This is a genomic window from Rothia sp. SCPM-O-B-18226 (M350) (assembly GCF_058213595.1).
In genome coordinates, this window is sequence record NZ_JBYQJS010000001.1 from 331,158 (window position 1) to 352,368 (window position 21,211).

Sequence of the window (21,211 nt, forward strand, 5' to 3'; positions counted from 1 at the left end):
AAGCGACGTAAACCGAGGAACGCAGGAAAAGATTTTCCGTCGATGCGCTAAGAAGCATGGAATCGCGCATATCTTTTGGATGGCGTATAAAGGTACCTCATTAAGCTATCACCTAAAGAAGAGATTGAGGTATATCTCTACTATATTTTTTATATCAAGATGTGAATTTTTCCTTGTGGAATGGAATAGCCTGCCCGCGGCTGAAGGAATTCTGAGCTTAAGGTTGAAAGTTAAGCGCTCAATAGGTGGGTGGTGCAGAGTCCCGATTCGAACCCGGGCGCTTATTAGCACTATAGTGTAAGCACTTTAATGCAGAGAAAATGTTCTTGTCATTAAAATAAAGAGAATTAAAAGAACGTGAAGTAAAACTAAGAGTGCCTCGAAAATAGGGGGGATTCCCAGGGGAAGCCAAAATGGTGGAATGCCCAAAGTACAGGAGACCCAAAGTACAGGAGGGGCCGGTACACAGAGGGCCGGTACACAGAGGGCCGGGGTGGTCCCACACGAGTGGAGCCACCCCGGCCCTTTGGTACGGTCTCATGACCGCTCAAGTACGTTAGGAGGCGTAAGAGCCTAGCAGGCGAACCGCGCCGCCGTCCACGCCCTTAGCGCCCTGAACGTAATCGGGGTTGTTAGCCTCGGGCTCGCCGGCAGCAACAACATCACCCATAATCCAGGAGGGGATACCGCGGTCGTTCAGGCGCTTGGTAGCAGCCTCAGCCACGGAGGGGTCAACGATAGCGATCATGCCCACGCCCAGGTTCAGGGTGCGCTCCAGGTCGGCAAGGGGCACGTTGCCCAGCGAACCAATCAGGGAGAAAATCGCAGGGATCTGCCAGGTGGAGCGGTCCACGCGACCCTCCAGACCCTGGGGCAGAACGCGAGCCAGGTTAGCAGCCAGACCGCCGCCGGTCACGTGGGAGAAGCCGCGCACACCGCTACCGGTGGTGCCGTCCTCACCGTTGACGGGGAATGCTGCCGCCAGGTCCAGGCAGTCTGCCGCGTACACGCGGGTGGGTTCGAGCAGCTCTTCACCGATGGTGCGGCCCAGCTCGTCCACCTGACGCTCCAGGCCCCAGCCGGCCACGTTCAGGACCTTGCGGACCAGGGAGTAGCCGTTGGAGTGAATACCAGAGGAGGCCATGGCAATCAGCACGTCACCCTCGCGCACACGGTCCGGGCCGAGCAGCTCGTCCGCTTCAACCAGACCGGTTGCGGCACCGGCGACATCGTACTCGTCCTCGGCCAGCAGGCCGGGGTGCTCGGCGGTCTCGCCGCCGACCAGGGCGGTACCGGCCTGTGCACATGCGCCAGCGATACCGCGCACGATATCGGCGATGCGCTCGGGAACGACCTTGCCGGTGGCAATGTAGTCGGTCATGAACAGGGGCTTGGCGCCACAAACCACGATATCGTCTACAACCATGCCAACCAGGTCGTAACCGATGGTGTCGTGAATATCCAGGGCCTGAGCAATGGCAACCTTGGTGCCCACGCCGTCGGTGGAGGTGGCCAGGTAGGGCTTGCGGTACTTGACGAGTTCGGAGACGTCGTACAGGCCCGCGAAGCCGCCCACGCCACCAACAACGGAGGAGTTGTGGGTCGCCTTGATAGCGCCCTTCATCAGCTCAACGGCGCGATCGCCAGCCTCAACGTCAACACCTGCGCTCGCGTAGGTTACGGTGGTGGTGTTCTCGCTCATTAGGATTCCTTCGGGGTAGCGGTAGCGGAGGAGCTTGCGGGGATGCGGTCCGCCTCGGTCAGCAGGCCCTCGAGATCGGCGTCGGGGCCGGGGCTGCACATGCCCATACCGGCGTCGTCTGCGGCAACCTGTACTGCGGAGGGATCGAACTTCGTTTCGAGAGTTTCGGTGCCTTCGCGGGTGTCAATCGAAACGGCCTCAGCATGCTCAGGCTTGGAGGGGACGGGGCGCTCCACGGTCACCTCAGCTGCCTTACCGGCGAGGGGTCCGCCCTTGCCCTTCTCCGAGGAGTCGAAGAGGGACTTGCCGCGTCGTTCCTCGCTCGGCAACTCAATCGGGTATTTGCCGGTGAAGCATGCGGTGCACATGTTTTCGGCGGGCTGCTCGGTGGCTGCCATCATGCCGTCCTGAGAGATGAAGCCGAGCGAATCGGCACCCAGGGAGGACGCGATTTCGTCCACGGACAGACCGTTCGCAATCAGCTCCGCACGGGAGGCGAAGTCAATACCGTAGAAGCAAGGCCACTTCACGGGCGGGGAGGAGATGCGCACGTGCACTTCCTTCGCGCCGGCCTCACGGAGCATACGCACGAGGGCACGCTGAGTGTTACCGCGAACAATGGAGTCGTCAATAACGACGAGGCGCTTACCTGCAACCACAGACTTGAGTGGGTTCAGCTTGAGTCGAATACCGAGCTGGCGGATAGTCTGCGAGGGCTGAATGAAGGTTCGGCCCACGTAGGCGTTCTTGACCAGGCCGTTACCGTAGGGAATGCCGGACTCTTCGGCGTAACCAATAGCAGCCGGAACACCGGATTCGGGAGTGGGCATGACCAGGTCAGCTTCAACAGCGTGTTCGCGGGCAAGCTGACGGCCCATTTCTACGCGGGATTCGTAGACGCTGCGGCCGGCGATGGAGGTGTCAGGGCGGGCCAGGTAAACGTACTCGAAGACGCAGCCGGCGGGCTTAGCTTTTGCGAAACGCTGGGAACGCAGACCGTTCTCATCAATGGTGATGAGCTCGCCGGGCTCCACTTCACGCACGAAGGACGCACCGACAATATCAAGTGCCGCGGTTTCGGATGCGACAACCCAGCCACGCTCCAGACGACCGAGCACGAGGGGGCGTACACCCTGCGGGTCGCGTGCAGCGTAGAGGGTGTGCTCATCCATGAAGGTGAGGCAGAAAGCACCGCGAAGGGTCGGCAATAGGTCGAGTGCTGCTTCTTCGAGGGAGTCGAAGTCGTGCTCCGCCAGCAGGGCGGTGACGAGTGCGGTGTCGGTGGTGTTGCCCTGGGCGAGTTCGCCGTGCTTGGGGGGCTTGCCGCCGTTCTTTTCAATCAGACGCTCGTAGAGGTCTGCCGAGTTGGTGAGGTTACCGTTGTGCGCCAGGCAGAGCGTGCCGTGCGGGGTGGTACCGAGAGTCGGCTGCGCGTTAGCCCAGTGGGATGCGCCGGTGGTGGAGTATCGGGCGTGGCCGATAGCGTGGTCGCCGGGCATGGAACTGAGGGTGGCTTCGTCAAAGACCTGGGAGACCAGTCCCATATCTTTGTACACGTGGATGCGTTTGCCGTTACTGGTTGCGATACCTGCTGATTCCTGGCCGCGGTGCTGGAGTGCGTACAGGCCGTAGTAGGTTAGCTTTGCCACGTCCTCGCCGGGTGCCCAGACACCGAAGACGCCGCAGGCGTCCTTGGGGCCGTGGTCAATTGGATCGAGGTCGTGAGTGAGTTTTCCGTCGGGGCGAATCAATTCACTTCTTTTCGACGATGGGACTGCGGATGCGTCTGTGCAAGCGCAAGATTAGGGCGTGTTGCCGCACTCACACCTGCCTGTGTGTGCCGTAGCATACACCAGACCTTTAAAAGTGTACCGGGTTTCGGAGCCGATGCGGTGAAAGATGCGCTAAATACCTCAGGATGGACCACTAGAACAGGCACCAAACACGCCAAATCACGAAAACTGCGTGGACCTGTGAGCTCGTAGCGAATTCTAGAAGAGCGGCAACAAACCCGAAAGGTCACTACGCTCACCCGACGCATCCAGCGCACCGGCACTCACCGCCTGCGCCCACGAACAGGCACCCAGAACCAGCGCCGCCCACACGAGTGGACGCGCCTCCACCACGGACGGCGGGGTACCGCGCGTATGGCGGGGGCCAGCAATACACTGAGTCACACCCAGCGGGGGCACGCGCACCTCCACGCTATTGCCGGGGGCGAGGGTTGCCAGCTCTTCCAGAGTGAAGCGCACGAAGGTCGCACGCACCGAACGGGGGAGCGCGGCAAACGCCTGTTCTATTTCGACGGGTACGAGTGCGGTCTCGGAAGGCTCAGAATCAAAGGAAGCGAAGAGCGCGCGCACCTCGCGGACCGCCGCCACGCCCGCCTCCTCGCTCGTCTTGCGTCGAATGGCCACGGCTACTTTCCCTCCGGGGCTTCAGTAAAAAGCTCCTCGTGCACGCGAATCTCGCCCACCACAACCGGCTTGCCGTCCACGTAGCCACCGGTCACCGGGCGAACCACCAGCGCGAGTAGGCGCTCGCATTCCTCGGTGCTCAGGTAGCCGCCAGCAACGAGAGCACGCAGAGCCACGGCGTACATGGCGCGGTGCGAACCGTCGCTCATCTTCACCACCACGGAAGCGCCCGAACGCAGACCAATGCAGAGCACGCCCTCCGCGCCGCCCTTGACGATTGCGTCCAGTTCTTCGCTGAGCACGGTGTCGGGGGAGCCGGGTGCCTGAATCAGTTCGGGGTAGTCCACCATGGCGGTGGCGACCGTGGAGGCGCGCGCATCCGCCCCGAGGTTGCGGATTGCCGAGCCCAGGGTCGAGTAGGCGCGTGCGGCACCGGTCAGGGAGACGGCGTGCACGGGTGCGCCGCAGCCGTCAACGCCGATGGCGGCTACCGGCTCGCCGGTGAAGGCCTCAATTTCTTCGGTGATGACCTGCTGTAGCGGGTGGGCGGGGTTGAGGTAGTTGTGCAGAGTCCAGTTCTGCGAGCCCTCTTCGAGATCGCCGCGCTCAAGCTTGGCGGTGCATGCCCACAGGAATGCGGCGTGCTTGCCGGAGCAGGGATGCGCCAGGGCAGTAGCGGCAAGGTTCGCCTGAACCATTGCCTGGCGTGCCTGCTTGTCGGAGGGGAGCGTGGGTTTGAGCGCCAGGTTTGCCGGGGTGAGCGGGTTGGTTTCGGTGCTGCCCTGGGTGAGTACGTCCTGCACGGCGCGCATCTGCTCGAAGGTGCCGCGGTGCGAGCCGCAGGCGATGGCGACCTGGGAGCCGCGCAGGGGTGCGCCCGCCTTCATGGATCCGATGGCCTGCAGCGGTTTGGCTGCGGAGCGCAGGTAGAAGGGCTCGTGAATGTCGCCGAGGGCAAGCTGCACATCGCCGTCGGGGCCCAGCAGGATGAGGCGGCCGCGGTGGCGTGCCTCAATGAAGTTGTTGCGGGTGAGCTGCGCGAGTTCTACGTCGAAGGCGCTGCTGTGGTCGGTGGTGTGAGTGGTTGCCTGTGGGGTGGTGCTGTTGGTCATTCTTCTAGTTTAAACGGGGTGTGCGGCTTGACCCTATTTGTGTCTGGTGGCGCGGAGCTAGGATGGGCTGGTGCGGTCGAGGGAGAGCCGTGTGAAGAGATTCACGTTTACTGCGAGTTGAAGTTATGAGTAACTCATTTTTATAATTGAAGTGTGCTCAAGCGCAACGGGTAAGACTAAGGTAAGTGAGCGAGGCACAGCCCGCACGAACCGAAAAACCCAGCACCGCATAGGACCGACCACGATCGACGCCCGACGAACCATTCCGGCGCCTCGACGTACCGCCTCATGAATACGGCGATGACCAAGGCAGCGGCAGATGAGTAAAACCCCACCCCGTCAATCGATGAGCTATGAGTGTACCTACTCAAAATCTCATTATCTCCGCCGCGCCCCACTATGCGATCTGAGAACGGGCGTAAAGTATCCAGTAGGAAATTGATGCAGTCCTTAGGGGTCGACCCCGGACCTAGGAATAAATCGCTAGGTGCGACCCGGTACGAGTATGCATCCTTACCGCCCCTCACCCCTCTGAACTCACTCTCGAGCGGTGAGCGGCAACCATGTAAAGGAGTACATCCATGGCAGAGCAGAACAACACCTTCGCGCAGAACACCTCCCACAAGGGTGGCGTGGGCGTGGATTCTGAATTCCACGCAAAGTTCTTCCCCATCCTGGCCCGTGTTGCTTCTGTGACCGCAGTGCTCATGTACGTGTTCTACTTCCCGCAGATTATCGGTAACCTGAGCGGTCACAAGGGTGACTGGATTCAGCCTCTGGTTGCGGCTATCAACTGCACCCTGTGGGTTCTGTACGGTCTGTGGCGCCCCAAGAAGGACGTCCCGATCATCATTGCGAACGCTCCCGGTATTGTCTTCGGTGGCCTGGCTGCTATTACCGCCCTCATCTAATTTCATCGCGTAGCGACTTCTACGGCCCTTTTCATGTGCCCTTCGGGGCGTCGGGGCATGAGAAGGGCCGTTTTTTAGTGCCCTCGGCTCCCCTTTTTGAGAGGGTACCGGGTACCCTAAATACTATGAAGGTTTTGGTACTGGGCCCCGGTGGCCGTGAACACGCTATTATCCGTGCGCTTCTGCGCGATCCTGAGGTGACTGAGGTGCACAGCGCCCCCGGCAACGCCGGTATTGCTCAGGATGTTCCCGTCCACGCAATTGATGCGAATGACCCCGCCCAGGCAACCGCCCTGGCACGCGAACTGAACGCCGACCTGGTCGTTATTGGCCCGGAGGCGCCGCTGGTCGCAGGTGTTTCTGACGCACTGCGTGAGGCGGGTTTTGACGTTTTCGGCCCCTCCGCGGCTGCCGCTCAGCTGGAGGGTTCCAAGGCCTTCGCGAAGAAGGTCATGGAAGAGGCTTCCGTGCCGACCGCGCGTGCCCACGAGGCACGCACCCTCCCCGAGGCTGAGGCCGCCCTGGACGAGTTCGGCTCCCCCTACGTGGTCAAGGATGACGGCCTGGCTGCCGGTAAGGGCGTTGTGGTGACCGAGGACCGCGCCGTAGCGGTTGAGCACGCGCGCGCCTGCTTCGAGGCCGGCGGCTCCGTAGTCATCGAGGAATACCTGGATGGCCCCGAGGTGTCCCTCTTCGTCATCTCCGACGGTAAGAACGTTCTGCCGCTGTCCCCGGCCCAGGACTTCAAGCGCATTTTCGACAACGACGAGGGCCCGAACACCGGTGGTATGGGCGCCTACACCCCGCTTCCCTGGCTGCCCGAGGGCTTCGTGCAGGAGGTCGTGGAGAAGGTTGCCCGCCCGACCGTTGCACGTATGGCTGAGCGCGGTACTCCGTTCGTGGGCGTGCTCTTCTGCGGCCTGGCGGTGACCAACCGCGGCGTGCGCGTCATCGAGTTTAACGCCCGCTTTGGCGACCCCGAAACCCAGGCGGTTCTGGCGCGCCTGCGCACCCCGCTGGGTCAGCTGTTGCGCGCGGCTGCCCGCGGTGAAATTTCTGAGGGTACCGAGCTGGACTGGGATCCCCGCACCGCGGTGGACGTGGTTATGGCCGCCGAGAACTACCCGGGCACTCCCCGCAAGGGTGACGCCATCTCCGGCCTGGATAAGGCGAATGCCCTGGAGGGCGTGCACGTGATTCACGCGGGCACCGTGGTTTCCGGCGAGGAAATCCACACCGCCGGCGGCCGCGTGCTGGCCGTTGTGGCGCTCGGTGAGAACCTGGGCGCCGCCCGCGACGCCGCCTACGAGGGCGTTCGCGCCATCTCTTGGGCTGGCGCGCAGTACCGCACCGACATCGCGCTGAAGGCCGTGGAGAACCGCATCCACATTCCCGCCCCGCGCGACTAAAACCTAAGGTGACCGGCTTCCCCGCTTGAGGGTGGGGGAGCCGGTCGCTTCTTTGCCACTCGCTTCTTTATTCCTCGTCGCCTCAGCTTTTCCCGGGTTCATTTCCTCGGCTCGGGGGTGCTGGCGGCGACGACCGGGGCAGGTGGGGTTCTCAAGATTGTGCCGTATTGATGCTCAATTGGCACTATCGGGAGCCGTGCCTGTCGCGGTATTGTAATTACACAGACTTTTTGCATCCACATCACACCACCTCATCAGGAGAAATTCTCATGACTTCTCGTTCTAACCCCCTGGAAATTCCGGGCTGGACTCACATCTATTCCGGCAAGGTCCGCGACCTGTACGTTCCGAATGAGGAGCGCTTCGACGCCACCGGCTTGACCGTCAATGATGACGCTGAGCTGCGTGCCGGTTCGGTCATGGTTGTTGCCTCGGACCGTATTAGCGCTTTTGACCGTATTCTGCCCACCGAGATCCCGGATAAGGGCAAGATTCTGACTCAGATGTCCCTGTGGTGGTTTGAGCAGCTTAAGCAGGTTCCGAACCACGTGCTGTCCACTGACGTTCCGGATGTTGTGGCTGGTCGAGCAATGATTTGCCGCTCCCTGAACATGTTCCCGGTGGAGTGCATTGTGCGCGGTTACCTGACCGGTTCGGGTCTGGCTGTGTACAACGAGACCGGTGAGATTGCCGGCGTGAAGTTGCCTGCGGGCCTGGTGGATGGTTCCCGCCTGGAGACCCCGATTTTCACTCCGACCGGTAAGGCTGAGGTGGGTGAGCATGATGAGCTGGTGACCCGTGAGGAGCTGTACGCTGAGGTGGGTCAGCCGGTGGGCGAGCGCCTGGAGGAGCTGAGCCTGAGCCTGTACTCGACCGCGGAGAAGATCGCGCGCGAGCAGGGCATTATTCTGGCCGACACCAAGCTGGAGTTCGGTACCGACTCGTACCGCGGCGAGATTACCCTGGGTGATGAGGTTCTGACCCCGGACTCCTCGCGTTTCTGGGATGCACAGCAGTACGAGCCCGGTCATGCTCAGCCGAGCTTCGACAAGCAGTACGTGCGTGACTGGCTGCGTTCGCCGGAGTCGGGTTGGGATGGTTCGGATAACGTGCCGCACCTGCCTGAGGAGGTTGTGGAGAAGACTCGTGCCCGTTACGTTGAGGCGTATGAGCGTCTGACCGGCACGAAGTTCTAAACTCAATATTTCGGGCTGAAATAAGTCTTTGAGATTGCTAAAGGGCGGTGCCCCGGAAGGTCATTCTTCCGGGGCACCGCCCTTTAGCTATGTGGGTTTATGAGGTTGAGGGGCGAAGCCTAGCCGTCATGAGCGTCTTCATCGTGTACGTTCTCGTGGCACAAATCCTCGTGCAGAATATCCCGCGCTGGATGCTGCCGCGCCCGCTCCTCCGCAGCCCGGTCAGACAGCGAATAGAACCACGTAATATGCTCGCACACCCGATCATAGGCGGCCTGCTCATCGTGCGAAGTGATTGCCTCAATAATGCCGTAATGCTGCTCCTGCAGCGTGCGCTTGACCGCCTCCCAATCCTTCAGGAAAGGAACCGCCTCCTGCACATAACTCATCGTCGCCATGTGCAGAGAGTCAATGACCGTATCAAGCACAATATTGCCGCCAAGCTTCGACAGTTCATAGTGAAAACGCGTATCGCAGAAATGGAAACGCTCATCACTGATCTGCTCATCCATCTCCACCAGATGCACGCGTGCCCGCTCCAGCGCCGCTTCACGCTCCGGGGAATCCGGCGCTGCTGCCGCAGCACGGGCGGCGGGGCCCTCCAACAGCAGTCGGGTTGAGACAACGTCCTTCACCGGCAGGCTACGGGTCGCAATGTGCATGCGCAGAGCCCAGCTGAGTGCATCCGACGGCTCCGAAATAATAATCGCGCCCGACTTCGGGCCCGAGCCCGTGCTGGAACGAATCAGGCCCAGCGCGTTCAGAACGCGCAGGCCCTCACGCACCGAGGGACGGGAAATACCGTACCGCGCCGCCAGCTCACGCTCGGAGGGGAGCTTATCGCCCACACGCAGCTCACCCAGGCGCAGGCGCCGCTCAAAGTTCTCCAGGATGATGCTGTAGCTGCGGTCCGCCAGAATCGGCTGGCGGTCAACCGCAGGGGGCGCCTCAGCAGGCTGGGTATCGTCATAAGAACGAGGCATAATCTCTCCTGATAACGAGGCGGATAACGAAAAGAAATACTCTGCGCCTGAGATATCTCAGAGCTAATTCAGAGATATTTCGGGCTATTCGTTGAGTGGTCAGGACATAAAAAGCGGGGCGGCGGAACCGAGAAGGTTCGCCGCCCCGCCGTGGCCTCCGGAAAATACCGGGGCGAATGTCCTATGGTCCTTGAGGTTTTCACCTCAAGAACTTTCTAAGGGGTGAGCCTCAGATTAGGGAATCATGAAGGACAGAACGTTGGTCTGCAGGAAGACCAGGATGCAGACGACCACGAGCATAGCGAAGGACCAGGGGAGGACAGCCTTGAGGATGTCGGATTCCTTGCCTTCCATGTCCACGGAGGTAGCAGCAATAGCCAGCGACTGCGGGGAGATCATCTTACCGACCACACCACCGGTGGTGTTAGCAGCCAGCATGAGCTCGGGGGTTGCTCCGTGGATACCTGCGTGCTGCAGGTTCTCAGCGGCAGACACCTGCAGCTTGGAGAACAGTGCGTTGGCGCTGGTGTCCGAACCGGTCACAGCGGTACCGATCCAGCCCAGAGCCGGTGCGAGGAACGCGTAGACGGTGCCCAGGCCTGCCAGGAAGGTACCCATGGCAATGGTCTGACCGGAGAAGTTCATGACGTATGCCAGTGCCAGAACCGAAGCAATGGTCAGGATGGACCAACGCATGCGGTAGACAACGGAACCGAACTCGGTGAAGATTGCCGGGAACTTGAAGGCGTAGCGGCCCTTCTCGTTGAAGAAGAAGTAGACGACAGCAACAACCAGACCGGAGATGATCAGCAGGGTGCCGGGGTTGGACATCCACGCGAAGTTGTAGACAGCGTCCTTGACGGGCTTGCCGTCAGCGGTGACGAGGCGGGAGCTCAGAGCCTGGATATCAATCTTGATGACGAAGCTCTTCAGCCATGCCTTCAGGCCAGCGTGCAGGTTAGCAACACCGAAGATTGCAACGACGATGACGTAGGGCAGCAGTGCCATCCAGACGCGAACGGCGGGCAGAGCTTCCTTCTCTTCAGCCTGTGCGGGCAGACCGTAGCGTTCACGAACGCCTGCGACGCCGCGCGGCTTCCAGAACTGCAGGAAGACAACAGCAACACCCATGGAGACGATGCAAGCAACAACGTCGGTCAGGTTGTATGCGGGGGTAGCAGCGGTGACCCACTGTGCGATTGCGAAGGAAACGCCGATGACCAGTGCGGGCAGCCAAGCGTCCTTCAGGCCCTGCATGCCGTCGAGGATGACGAGCAGGATGAGGGGAACGAGCATTGCCAGGAACGGAGCCTGGTGACCAACGATGGTTGCGATAACGTGTGGGTCCTTGCCGCCAACGTCACCTGCGGTGGTGATCGGGACAGCAACTGCGCCGAATGCCACGGGTGCGGTGTTAGCGATCAGAACGGTGACAGCAGCCTTAAGGGGCTTAACGCCCAGGGAGAGAATCATGGTTGCGGTAATTGCAACGGGAGCGCCGAAGCCAGCCAGTGCCTCGAGCAGACCGCCGAAGCAGAATGCGATGAGGATAGCCTGGATGCGCAGGTCGCCGCCGCCGAGGCGGTCGAAGACGCGGCGCAGATCTTCAAAGCGGCCGGAAAGGACGGTGATCTGGTAGAACCAGATTGCACCGAGGATAACCCAGCAGATGACCAGGCCGTAGATGCCACCGCGGACGGCGCTCAGACCGGCGAGGTCAGCGGGCATGTGGAAGCCCAGCGCTGCTACGAGGATGGATGCTGCCAGTGCCACGAGTGCGGACCAGTGAGCGCGTGCCTTAACGCCCAGTAGCATCACAAAGAAGGTGAGGAGGGGAATGGTTGCCACGAGCGCGCTGAGGCCGAGGCTACCTCCCACTGCATTGGTTACAGCGGTATAAGTTTCCACTGGAACTCCTTTGGTTCAGGGTGTGTTTTGTGTGTGGTCAGACCATAGATAATTCTGTGGGGAACGAGTCATTGTTCCCTGCATGGGGATGTGGTCAGACCATTGATCGCATGTTTAGAAGAGTACCGGATAATGTGGTGTTTCACCAAAAGTGACCTGACTCATTTTTGTGGAAGGCGACCGGAACCTGGGCTCGCTTCCAGTGAAACTGCCGAAATATTGCGGTTCTGATAGTTAATTCCAGGTTCTGAAACTCGAATATTTTCAGATACATCACGAGTTGGGTGTATGGGTCATTGGTTTACCCAGGGGAGAGTCTTCATTTGGACGCATATACCCGAAAAGAATGTTGTTTTAAAAAGGAAAAGCCCCATAAAACAACCATAAAATCTTCAGAACGGCGGATTTCTAGGGGGTTTATGGTCCACTTCTGTGTGTTTGATAAATGTTCAATCTGCGAAAAGAATATAGGGGTCTTACGGGGGGGTGCATGGGAGATGAGGTCACATGTACCGGAAGGTAGGGAAATATACCTTAAGGTCAGGTCGACCTAACCGGTTATTTAACAAGGAAAGTATGTGCTATTCCAACTAGAGAAAAGCCGCCCAACGGTGTTAAATGGCTAGAAAGATAAAAGACATCACCACGGTTTCTGATCCCACCGCATCCCACCTCCACTTGGGGCGCGCACATTAGCCGGAACCATCCGGCCCAGCTTCCCCGACTCAATACATCTGAGTCGCTTCTTTGGAAGACCGAACTTGTTCGGACTGTGCCCCGCCTGCCCCAGACGCAGGCGGTGAGACCGAGAAACTCTGAACACAGAGGAAAGGACGGACAAGTCATGCGCATTGCACTCTTCTCCACGTGCATCGTTGACGGCATGTACCCCCGCGTAGCACGCGCCACCGTCGAAATTCTTGAGCGCCTGGGCCACGAGGTTGTCTTCCCCCCGAACCAGACCTGCTGCTCTCAGATGCACGTCAACTCCGGCTACTTCGATGACGGTTACGAAGTCATCAAGAACCACGTTGAAGCTTTCGACTCCTGGGACTGGGACGTAGCTGTTGCACCCTCCGGCTCCTGCGTTGCCTCCCTGCGCGACCAGCAGGCTATGGTAGCCCGCAGCCGCGGCGATGAGGCCCTGGCCCTGAAGGCCGAGCAGATTGCCTCTCGCACCTTCGAGCTCTCCCAGCTGCTGATTGACGTCCTCGGCATCACTAACGCAGCCGAGCAGCTCGGCTCCTACTTCCCCGAGCACGTCACCTACCACAGCTCCTGCCACGGTATGCGTCTGCTCCGCCTGGGCACCCGCCAGCAGGACCTGGTCCGCACCGTTGAGGGTATCAAGTACACCCAGATTGAGGGCATGGACCAGTGCTGCGGCTTCGGCGGTACCTTCTCCTTCAAGAACCCCGATGTTTCCGGCGCCATGGTCAACGACAAGGCCGACAACGTCGAGGCAACCGGCGCATCCATCTGCACCGGTGGTGACTGCTCCTGCCTCATGAACATCGGTGGTGCGCTCTCGCGCCGCGGCTCCGACGTGAAGACCATTCACTTCGCTGAGATCCTCGCCTCCACCAAGGAAAACCCGCTCAAGATTGACTCGAAGAACATCGAGCTCTCAATCGCCTAAGGAAAGACAAGACCTCATGACCGCTATTCAGCTTGGTATGCCCAAGGTCGTTCATTACGGCGAGGGCAACATTTTCGAAGAAATCCCCTTCCCCAAGTACGCCAAGGAAGAGCTCAAGAACGAGCAGCTGCGCTCCAACCTGCGCTTCGTGACCCACGCGATTCGTAACAAGCGCGCCCGCGTCACCGCAGAGCTGCCCGACTGGCAGGAGCTGCGCAACACCGGTGAGAGCGTCAAGAACTACGTTCTGGCAAACCTCCCCGAGCTGCTCGAGCAGTTCGAGCGCAACTTCACCGCTGCCGGTGGCCACGTGCACTGGGCCCGCAACGCCTCCGAGGCAAACCAGATCGCCCTGGACCTGATCCGCGAGCAGGGCGTGGACGAAATCATCAAGATCAAGTCCATGGCAACCGCAGAGACCGGTCTGAACGAGTTCCTCGAGGAAAACGGCATTAACGCCATCGAGACCGACCTCGCCGAGGAAATCGTGCAGCTGGGCCACGACCGCCCCTCCCACATTCTGGTGCCCGCAATTCACCGCAACCGCCGCGAGATTCGCGACATCTTCCTGCGCGAGATTGAGGGTATCAACCCGGACATCACCGATGAGCCGGCAGAACTGGCAGAGGCATCCCGTAACCGCCTGCGCAACAAGTTCCTGAACACCACCGTGGCAGTCTCCGGCACTAACTTCGGCATCGCCGAGACCGGTACCCTGACCATCGTGGAGTCCGAGGGTAACGGCCGTATGTGCCTCACCCTGCCCGACACCCTGATTACCTTCATGGGTATCGAGAAGATTCTGCCCACCTTCCAGGACTACGAGGCCTTCCTGCAGCTGCTGCCCCGTTCCTCCACCGGTGAGCGCATGAACCCCTACACCTCCATGTGGACCGGCGTCACCCCCGGTGACGGCCCGCAGAACATGCACGTCATCCTCATCGACAACGGTCGTACCGCCGTTCTGGCCGACGAGGTTGGCCGCCAGGCTCTGCGTTGCATCCGTTGCTCCGCCTGCATGAACGTGTGCCCCGTGTACGAGCGCGCCGGCGGTCACGCCTACGGCTCCACCTACCCGGGCCCCATCGGCGCGATTCTGTCCCCGCAGCTCTCCGGTATCGAGGCTGCGCACAACAACTCGCTGCCCTACGCATCCTCGCTCTGCGGTGCGTGCTTCGAGGTTTGCCCCGTGAAGATTAACTTCCCCGAGGTTCTCGTGCACCTGCGCGCCAAGGATGTCGAGTCCAAGCACGCCGTTCGCGAGTTCGAGGGTAACAAGAAGGCTCCCTTCTCGCAGATGGACGCCATGATGCTCGGCGCGAAGAAGCTCTTCACCTCCGGCAAGATGATGTCGGTCGCGGAGCGCGGTCTGCCCATGTCCCGCCTCATCGCCGGTCGCAAGCACAAGATCACCGCTGTTCCCGGTATCGTCGGCGGTTGGACCGAGTACCGCGACATCCCCGAGCCTCCCAAGGAATCCTTCCGCAACTGGTGGAAGAAGGAGAAGGGTAAGACCGCGGCACGCGATAACGCACCGCGCGTTGACATTCAGGCACTCATCGAGGCCAACAAGGGTAAGGCAGCTGAAGCGGCTGCAAACGCTAAGGCTGCTCAGGAAGCCCGCGAAGCTAAGGAGAACAACTAATGTCCTCTGCTAAGGAAGATATCCTCGCACGCATCCGCTCCTCTCTCGAGGGCGTAGGCCCCGCACCGGAGCCGGTTCGTAACTACCGTCGCGTCAGCGAGCTGACCGAGGAGCAGACCATCGACATGCTCGTCGGCCGTCTGATTGACTACAAGGCTAACGTCTTCTTCGCCACCCCGGAGAACATCTCCGAGGTTATCGCGGAGCGCCTGGGTGAGAAGTCCACCTACGTGGTGCCCGAGGGCCTGGATAAGAAGTGGCTGCCCGCCGATACCGCCGAGCGTAAGCACGTCACCGACTCCGGTAGCACCCTCAAGCCCGGTTGCCTGAGCCTGAAGGAACTGGACGCCGTGGACGCCGTGGTGACCGGTTCGACCGTCTCTTGCGCAGAGACCGGTACCATCTTCTTGAACACCAACCCGGAGGAAGGCCGCCGCGCCATCACCCTGGTGCCCGACCACCACATCTGTGTGGTCCCGCGTTCTACCGTGGTGGAGCTGGTGCCCGAGGCGATTGAGCGTATCACCTACACCCGCCCGGTGACCATGATCTCCGGCCCCTCCGCAACCAGCGATATTGAGCTGATTCGCGTGGAGGGTGTGCACGGCCCCCGTACCCTGGACGTCATCATCTACGACGCCAAGTAAGCGGAACCTCTAGATAAGGAAGGAACCGCCTAGCAGGCTTTCAAAGCCCGCTAGGCGGTTCCTTACGTTTATGCCTATCCCTTCCTATCGCACGATATATCTCAGGCCGTCAGCGGAGAATCTATGGCGTTTTAGGAGTGCTCGAGTCAGCGCTACGGCGCTCCGGCCGAGGCTCCTGCTGAGAGAATACCTCCTGTACAGGCGCTCCTGCATAGACGCTTCTGCGCGAAATATCCGGTGCGGGAACGGCCGCCGAGTTGTTCGCGGGTTCCCCGGGGATCGACAGCTGGGCTATGCGCGGCGCAGGGACGCAAAACAAGGGCGGGGGAAGATTGCTCTTCCCCCGCCCAGGGTGTGTGCTCCTCAGAGCCGGGTCCGCCAGATACACACGGACCGAATGGTCTGAGAGGATGCGCTACGAATTAGGCACGTGCGTCGAAGTGCTGCAGACCGGAGTCCTCACGGCTACCGCCCTGGCCGTCGCCAACGTCGCGGTAATCGTTAATCCACTCGATCTTCTTGACCCACTTCACCATCTTGTAGCCGTGCATGGAGTCAGCACGCAGACGGAGCGGGCCACCGTAAACGTCGGGCAGCGGCTTGTCGTTCATGCCCCATGCCAGGATGGTTTCGTCTTCCATTGCCATGGAGACGTCCAGGCACTCGTAGTAGGGTTCGGTCGGGCGGCCGTCGTAGGTGTGGCCCACGTGGCCGAAGGAGGTGACCATGACGTAGCGAGCTTCGTCGGTCTTCTCTACCAGTGCGAGGACATCGCGCAGGCGCACGCCCTCCCACTTAGCAATACCGGTCCAACCCTGCATACAGGTGTGCATGGTGATGTTGACTTCCTTGCCGAGCTTCTTCAGATCGTCGATGCTCAGGGACTTCGGCTCCTTGACCAGGCCGCCAATCTCGAGGCGGTAGTCAACGAACTCTTGCTCCTTCAGGCGGTTCCACTCGGTGCTTTCACGCTCTGTCGGGGGACGAGTGTTGACCCAGTGGAAGGGGGAGATGTCAGCATCGGTGAAGGTCTTCTTCTGAACCTGACGCGAGGAGATACGGTCCAGCAGGACGTTACGAATCGGCTGGGTCAGACCCCAAATGAAGGTCTGGGTGAATCGCAGGTCGCGCAGGGACCAGTAGGAAGCCAGGAGCCACAGGGCCACAGCGAAGACGATGCCGCCAATCAGCATGGTCACTGCCTGTGCGAACTGGGCAGCGTCAACCTCGTTGTAGGGCTTGTTCAGCATCATGTGGGCGATGTTGTACTGCGGGTGAACAACGAAGACGAGAGCCACGTGGATGACGGTGAACACGCAGTAGAAGGCCATGCCCAGGAAGTGGATGGAACGGGCGGTCTGACGGTTACGGAACAGGCGCACGTAGCCGGGGAAGCGACCGCAGAAAGCCGGGCTCATAATCGGTCCGGTTGCAATCATCAGCGGTGCGACGATGAACACCACGGTGAAGTACATAATCTGCTGCAGAGCATCGTAGGGCTGGAAGTGCTCAATCGAGGGGATATGCAGGCCAGCGTAAATCTGGATGGATTCCCAAGCCTGAGGAATGATGTCCCAGCTAGTGGGGACGATGCGGCGCCACTGACCGGTCAGGAACAGCAGGCCCACGTAAATCAGGCCGTTAGCAATCCAGATGAAGGTGACCAGTGCGTGCCATGCGCGACCCAGACCAATCTGGCCCTTGCCGGGCAGAGAGATGAGCGGCGACAGGGAACGCTGATCGTCACGGGCGGTGAACTCACCGGGGACGGTCGGAACCTTGTCCTTGGTGAACTTCAGCCACTCGGAACCCGGGGTGCAGTGGTTGTTCCAGTACAGACGGGGGTGAGAGGCGAGAACTTCCCAACCTGAACGAATCAGGAAGCCCATCATAATGAAGTTAATAAAGTGGGTAATTCGGAGCCAGGCCGGGAAGTCCAGCTCCACGCCACCGGTACTCGCGGTAAGGAGTAGATGGTGCATGATGTTTCCTTCGGAAGTGACTGTGTGTGCAGACAATCGTTAGGATTCAGTGCGAGGCCTAGAGGTGCTATCTAAGGAGAGTAAACTCTCTCGCTCATATATTCCTCCTCATCATTGAGAGCCTTCGGGGGCATAACAGGTGCTATATCTCCGGCAGGAGCACACCCCGTGTGAGAGGGTGCGCACCAGCTCCTGCCAAGGCAGAAGCGGCTCTGCGTATGTAGTTGTTTTATGTGTGTTTAGGGACCGAGCCCTGTGTACTTTCAATTTTATAGGACAGGGTGTCACCCGCAAAAGCTAAGACACGTCATGTCTCGTAATATTTGCGTGAAAAATCCGAATTTAATGAAAAAAGGCCCCGAAGGCAGGAATAAACAGGGTTTTCAGGGGTGGGCGTCCACTATAGAGCGTCCTGAAAAGTTTGCGTCAGCGCCTGGGGTGCAAAAACTTGAGGGAATGGAGATGTGATACAAGGAATAGCGAGTGTTTGGGTTTTAAAGACAAAAACCACATAGAGTGGATGTAACCTTATACTCAGCGCGATGGGCGCAGAGTAGGAATACAGCCACTCTATGCGGTTGGTAGGAACCTAGTCCGAGAGATTGCGTGAAGAATCTCGAGAAGAGGAGCGCGTAACCGCACGCTTCTTCGCGGTAGCGCGGGTCGGGGCACCCTCCTCATCGCGACTCTGCGCCGTGCCCTCGGCGCGAACCGTCGGGATGAGCCCGGTTGTCAGCTTCACTTGCGCGTTACGCTGAGCCTTCTTCGCGTTCATCTGCTCCTTACGGCTCGGCGATTCCGAGGCGGAATCCGAATCACCCAAAGCGCGACGAATGGACAGCGCAAGCAGAGGGAAGAGCAGAACCGTTAGGGCGCCACCTGCCACCAGCAGCGAGGACGTGGACTCCTCCAGAAGACCCGAACTGGTCGCAACCTCCGTCACCGCCACGATAATGGGCAGACCGGCCGCAGAATAGAGAGCCATCTGGGCCTTCTGACTCTTCGAGGCCAGGCCCGAACGAGTATCCACCAGCACATCGGCCAGGAACACCGGTACGCCGCGGCAGAGCAGAATACCCAGAACCACCGCGACCAGGCCCAACGGATTCGAAGCCACTGCGGAAACACTGATGCCCATGCCGCTCACTACGAAGAAGAGCGGAATAGTGAAGGCAAAACCCACCGTCTCCAGACGGCGCGTAATCAGGTGCAGAGCCGCGGGAGGAGTCAGCGAACGCAGGATAATGCCCGCCGCAAAGGCGCCCAGCACCGCATCCAGATCAAAGAGAGCGGTGCACATGATAAGGGTCGCGAGCAGGAACATCGCAAGACGCAGAATCGTCTGGCCGGTCGTATTGGCTTCAGCCGCAATAATCTGGCGCAGACCCGGCAGGTGCGCAAACAGGCGATGCGGAATCAGAGCCGTCACCAGAGCCACGACCATGAATGCCAGTAGCACCACAAACGCCATGCCCGGCGATCGCGAAGAAAGCAGCAGAGAAATAGCAAAAACCGGCAGAAGCTCACCCACCGCTCCGTGCACCAGCACCGCATTGCCAACCGCCGTGCCGGCCGCACCGTGCGACTTCAGCATCGGCAAGAGGGTGCCGAGCGCCGTGGAGCTCAGCGCCACGCCTACCGCGACATAGGTATTCACCTCGTGAGAGAAACCGGTGATCAGCGCCGCGCCCAACATGCCCAAGCCAAAACACACACCCCAGGTCACCAGCGCGGTAGAGCCCTGGCGGCTACGCAGGGAGGAAACGTTAATCTCAAAGCCCGCAATGAGGAAAAGCATACCCAGGCCCAGCTCCTTCAGCAGGGGGATGCCGCCCTCGGTACCGGCCAAATGTAGCACGTTCGGGCCGATGAGCATGCCAAAAATGAGCAGGAACACCACATCGGGGATGCGCTTGGCCGTCAGCCGCGAGAGTATCGGAGAAATCAACGCGACCAGCGTAATCCAAAAAATGGAAATGAACTGGGCGTTACTCCCAACGGACGCGGCATCGCTCAGGGTAGTTCCCGAAGTGAGCACAGTACCGGAAACCTCCGGGGCCACCGTTAAAAGGGATAGCAGAGTAGGAAACATAGAACCTCATATGCAGACTAAAGAATATAGTGGGCGGTGTCCGGGAACGCCATTAAAGAACCTACCTATACTACATACTTCACACCGTCGTTCCTATTCGAGAGCCTCTCACCTCGTCACTCTGTGGGATATCGGCAGACCGACACGCAAGTCGATACACAAGAAGCATCGGGCAACGTGACGAGGGCTCCACCGGTCGCGCCCTGGCTCGCACAGCAATCGACGCTACACTTAACACCTGTGCCGGAGGCATCGCCACCCGGTGCGCACTCACCACACTGAACCACCCGAAAGAGCGACACATGGCAGCACGAACCACAGCGTCCACCACTTCCGGCGGCTCCCCCCTGCGTGCCGCTTCCCTCGGCGGAACGCGACGCGACCTCGGACTCGACCTGGCCCGCGCCTACGCCGTGCTCACCCTGCTCATCGCCTTCGGGTACTGGCTGCAGCTCATCCCCGTCTCGTGGAGGTTCTGGGTACCGCAACTGGTCACCCCCGCCGAGCCGCTCTTCGCCGCCATCCTTGGAGCCGCGGCCTGGCACTATGCGCGCGCCGCAAGCTTCCCGCAGCTCTTCGCCGGGACCATCGTGCGTTTCCTCGCCCTGCTCGTGCTGGGCATCGCCGTCGTGCAGGGCGCGGCCTACGTTCCGCTACCGGGCGTGACCACGCCCGCCCAGGGCTTCGCATACTCGCTGCCTTTCGATATGCTCATTCACCTGGCAATCCTGACCCTGCTGACCCTGGCCGTCGTGTACCTGCCGCTCTGGGTCCTCGCCGTGCTGGCCATTGCCGCGAGCCCGTACCTCTCCTGGACCCACGACATTCTCCTCGAAGCCGCAGCGCGGGCTGATGCGTGGAGCGCCGGTGCGTTTCCCTTTCTCAAGGCCAACGGTCTGAACCTTACCGCCAGCGCTCAGCTGCTCTGGGTCATGTGCCTGGGTATTCTGCTGGTGCGCCTCTACACGAGCCTGGGGGCCAAGATTGCGGTGCCCGTCGTGCTCGCCGTGCTGGCGCTCTCCGTCTACCGCGTCTTCAACCCCTACACCGGGCTCGGCGTGCTGGACACGCCCCACGTGCAGCTGACCCTCAGCCTGGCTGCCACGCTCTACTTCTGGGCCGAATGTGCGCGACTACTCTCCGCGCAGGCGGGTGCCCTCACCCCCGTTGCCCGCCTCGGGCAGATGTCGCTGAGCGCCTCCATCGTGCTGAGCTCGCTCATTATCTACGCCGGCCCCACCATCAAGGCCTTTACCGTGGGTGAGCACTACGTTGCCACGGGAGGTTGGGGCACCGCCGTGTACTGGACCGCCTTCCTGATTCTGGGCATCGTCATCGCGGTGGGATTCTGCGCACTCTGGGCCCGCATGGCGCGCTCCCTGGCCGGCCGCGGCCCCCTGGAGGCAATCCTCGCCCTCATTTCTGGGCGCGGCTAGAAACATAGCGTGAACGACGACCCCCTATCTGCGTACCGCGGGTAGGGGGTTGTCTGTATATGCCTAGAATCTGCTCGGGAAGAATACCGCAGATACGACAAAGCCCCGGTCATGAAACCATGACCGGGGCTA

At 60.4% G+C, this 21,211-nt stretch carries 15 protein-coding genes; 7 read left to right on the forward strand and 8 right to left on the reverse strand.

Annotation, left to right across the window (positions count from 1 at the left end; translation table 11 throughout):
- Nucleotides 1-556: 556 nt before the first annotated feature.
- The 4 genes from purM to AC3E6W_RS01475 all read right to left on the reverse strand — a co-directional run bounded on the left by purM (nt 557) and on the right by AC3E6W_RS01475 (nt 5,231).
- Nucleotides 557-1,702, reverse strand: a complete 1,146-nt coding sequence (purM, locus tag AC3E6W_RS01460; RefSeq protein WP_060824316.1) for a phosphoribosylformylglycinamidine cyclo-ligase — start codon at nt 1,700-1,702, stop codon at nt 557-559.
- Complete coding sequence (gene purF, locus AC3E6W_RS01465) at nt 1,702-3,453, reverse strand: amidophosphoribosyltransferase (RefSeq protein ID WP_049331605.1); 1,752 nt, start codon at nt 3,451-3,453, stop codon at nt 1,702-1,704. The genes purM and purF overlap by 1 nt, the downstream gene beginning before the upstream one ends.
- 240 nt (nt 3,454-3,693) lie before the next feature.
- Nucleotides 3,694-4,119: a sterol carrier family protein gene (locus tag AC3E6W_RS01470; protein WP_490652162.1), complete on the reverse strand. Its 426-nt coding sequence runs from the start codon at nt 4,117-4,119 to the stop codon at nt 3,694-3,696.
- A gap of 2 nt (nt 4,120-4,121) precedes the next feature.
- The gene (locus tag AC3E6W_RS01475; RefSeq protein WP_049343176.1) at nt 4,122-5,231 is read right to left on the reverse strand and encodes an asparaginase; all 1,110 of its coding nucleotides are present in this window, start codon (nt 5,229-5,231) and stop codon (nt 4,122-4,124) included.
- 581 nt (nt 5,232-5,812) lie between these two features.
- Between AC3E6W_RS01475 and AC3E6W_RS01480 the strand changes: the two genes are divergently transcribed.
- From AC3E6W_RS01480 to AC3E6W_RS01490, 3 genes are all read left to right on the forward strand, one after another.
- Nucleotides 5,813-6,142, forward strand: a complete 330-nt coding sequence (locus tag AC3E6W_RS01480; protein ID WP_049343177.1) for a SemiSWEET family transporter — start codon at nt 5,813-5,815, stop codon at nt 6,140-6,142.
- Nucleotides 6,143-6,267: 125 nt separating this feature from the next.
- Nucleotides 6,268-7,551 carry a phosphoribosylamine--glycine ligase gene (gene purD / locus AC3E6W_RS01485; RefSeq protein WP_070679952.1) on the forward strand — a complete coding sequence of 428 codons (1,284 nt, stop codon included), beginning with the start codon at nt 6,268-6,270 and terminating at the stop codon, nt 7,549-7,551.
- A gap of 269 nt (nt 7,552-7,820) precedes the next feature.
- Nucleotides 7,821-8,747 carry a phosphoribosylaminoimidazolesuccinocarboxamide synthase gene (locus AC3E6W_RS01490; protein WP_490652163.1) on the forward strand — a complete coding sequence of 309 codons (927 nt, stop codon included), beginning with the start codon at nt 7,821-7,823 and terminating at the stop codon, nt 8,745-8,747.
- Nucleotides 8,748-8,866: 119 nt separating this feature from the next.
- On the opposite strand, the gene AC3E6W_RS01495 is transcribed toward AC3E6W_RS01490, so the two are convergent.
- Nucleotides 8,867-9,730, reverse strand: coding sequence for a FadR/GntR family transcriptional regulator (locus AC3E6W_RS01495; RefSeq protein ID WP_490652164.1), 864 nt, complete (start codon nt 9,728-9,730; stop codon nt 8,867-8,869).
- 234 nt (nt 9,731-9,964) lie between these two features.
- The gene (locus AC3E6W_RS01500) at nt 9,965-11,638 is read right to left on the reverse strand and encodes an L-lactate permease (protein WP_490652165.1); all 1,674 of its coding nucleotides are present in this window, start codon (nt 11,636-11,638) and stop codon (nt 9,965-9,967) included.
- Between the two features lie 844 nt (nt 11,639-12,482).
- Between AC3E6W_RS01500 and AC3E6W_RS01505 the strand changes: the two genes are divergently transcribed.
- Genes AC3E6W_RS01505 through AC3E6W_RS01515 form a run of 3 tightly spaced genes read left to right on the forward strand, consistent with a single transcriptional unit; the run spans nt 12,483 to nt 15,569 of the window.
- The gene (locus tag AC3E6W_RS01505; protein ID WP_490652166.1) at nt 12,483-13,277 is read left to right on the forward strand and encodes a (Fe-S)-binding protein; all 795 of its coding nucleotides are present in this window, start codon (nt 12,483-12,485) and stop codon (nt 13,275-13,277) included.
- A gap of 16 nt (nt 13,278-13,293) precedes the next feature.
- Nucleotides 13,294-14,922: a LutB/LldF family L-lactate oxidation iron-sulfur protein gene (locus AC3E6W_RS01510; RefSeq protein ID WP_049343183.1), complete on the forward strand. Its 1,629-nt coding sequence runs from the start codon at nt 13,294-13,296 to the stop codon at nt 14,920-14,922.
- Nucleotides 14,922-15,569, forward strand: coding sequence for a LutC/YkgG family protein (locus AC3E6W_RS01515; RefSeq protein ID WP_049331623.1), 648 nt, complete (start codon nt 14,922-14,924; stop codon nt 15,567-15,569). Before AC3E6W_RS01510 ends, AC3E6W_RS01515 begins: the two co-directional genes overlap by 1 nt.
- Before the next feature lie 422 nt (nt 15,570-15,991).
- On the opposite strand, the gene AC3E6W_RS01520 is transcribed toward AC3E6W_RS01515, so the two are convergent.
- Complete coding sequence (locus AC3E6W_RS01520) at nt 15,992-17,551, reverse strand: molybdopterin-dependent oxidoreductase (protein WP_490652167.1); 1,560 nt, start codon at nt 17,549-17,551, stop codon at nt 15,992-15,994.
- Nucleotides 17,552-18,140: 589 nt separating this feature from the next.
- Entirely contained in the window at nt 18,141-19,643 is a 1,503-nt protein-coding gene (locus AC3E6W_RS01525; RefSeq protein WP_490652168.1) for a cation:proton antiporter domain-containing protein, read from the reverse strand.
- A 302-nt stretch (nt 19,644-19,945) separates the two neighbouring features.
- On the opposite strand from AC3E6W_RS01525, the gene AC3E6W_RS01530 reads away from it, so the two are divergent.
- Entirely contained in the window at nt 19,946-21,079 is a 1,134-nt protein-coding gene (locus AC3E6W_RS01530; RefSeq protein ID WP_371555313.1) for a hypothetical protein, read from the forward strand.
- Nucleotides 21,080-21,211 lie beyond the last annotated feature (132 nt).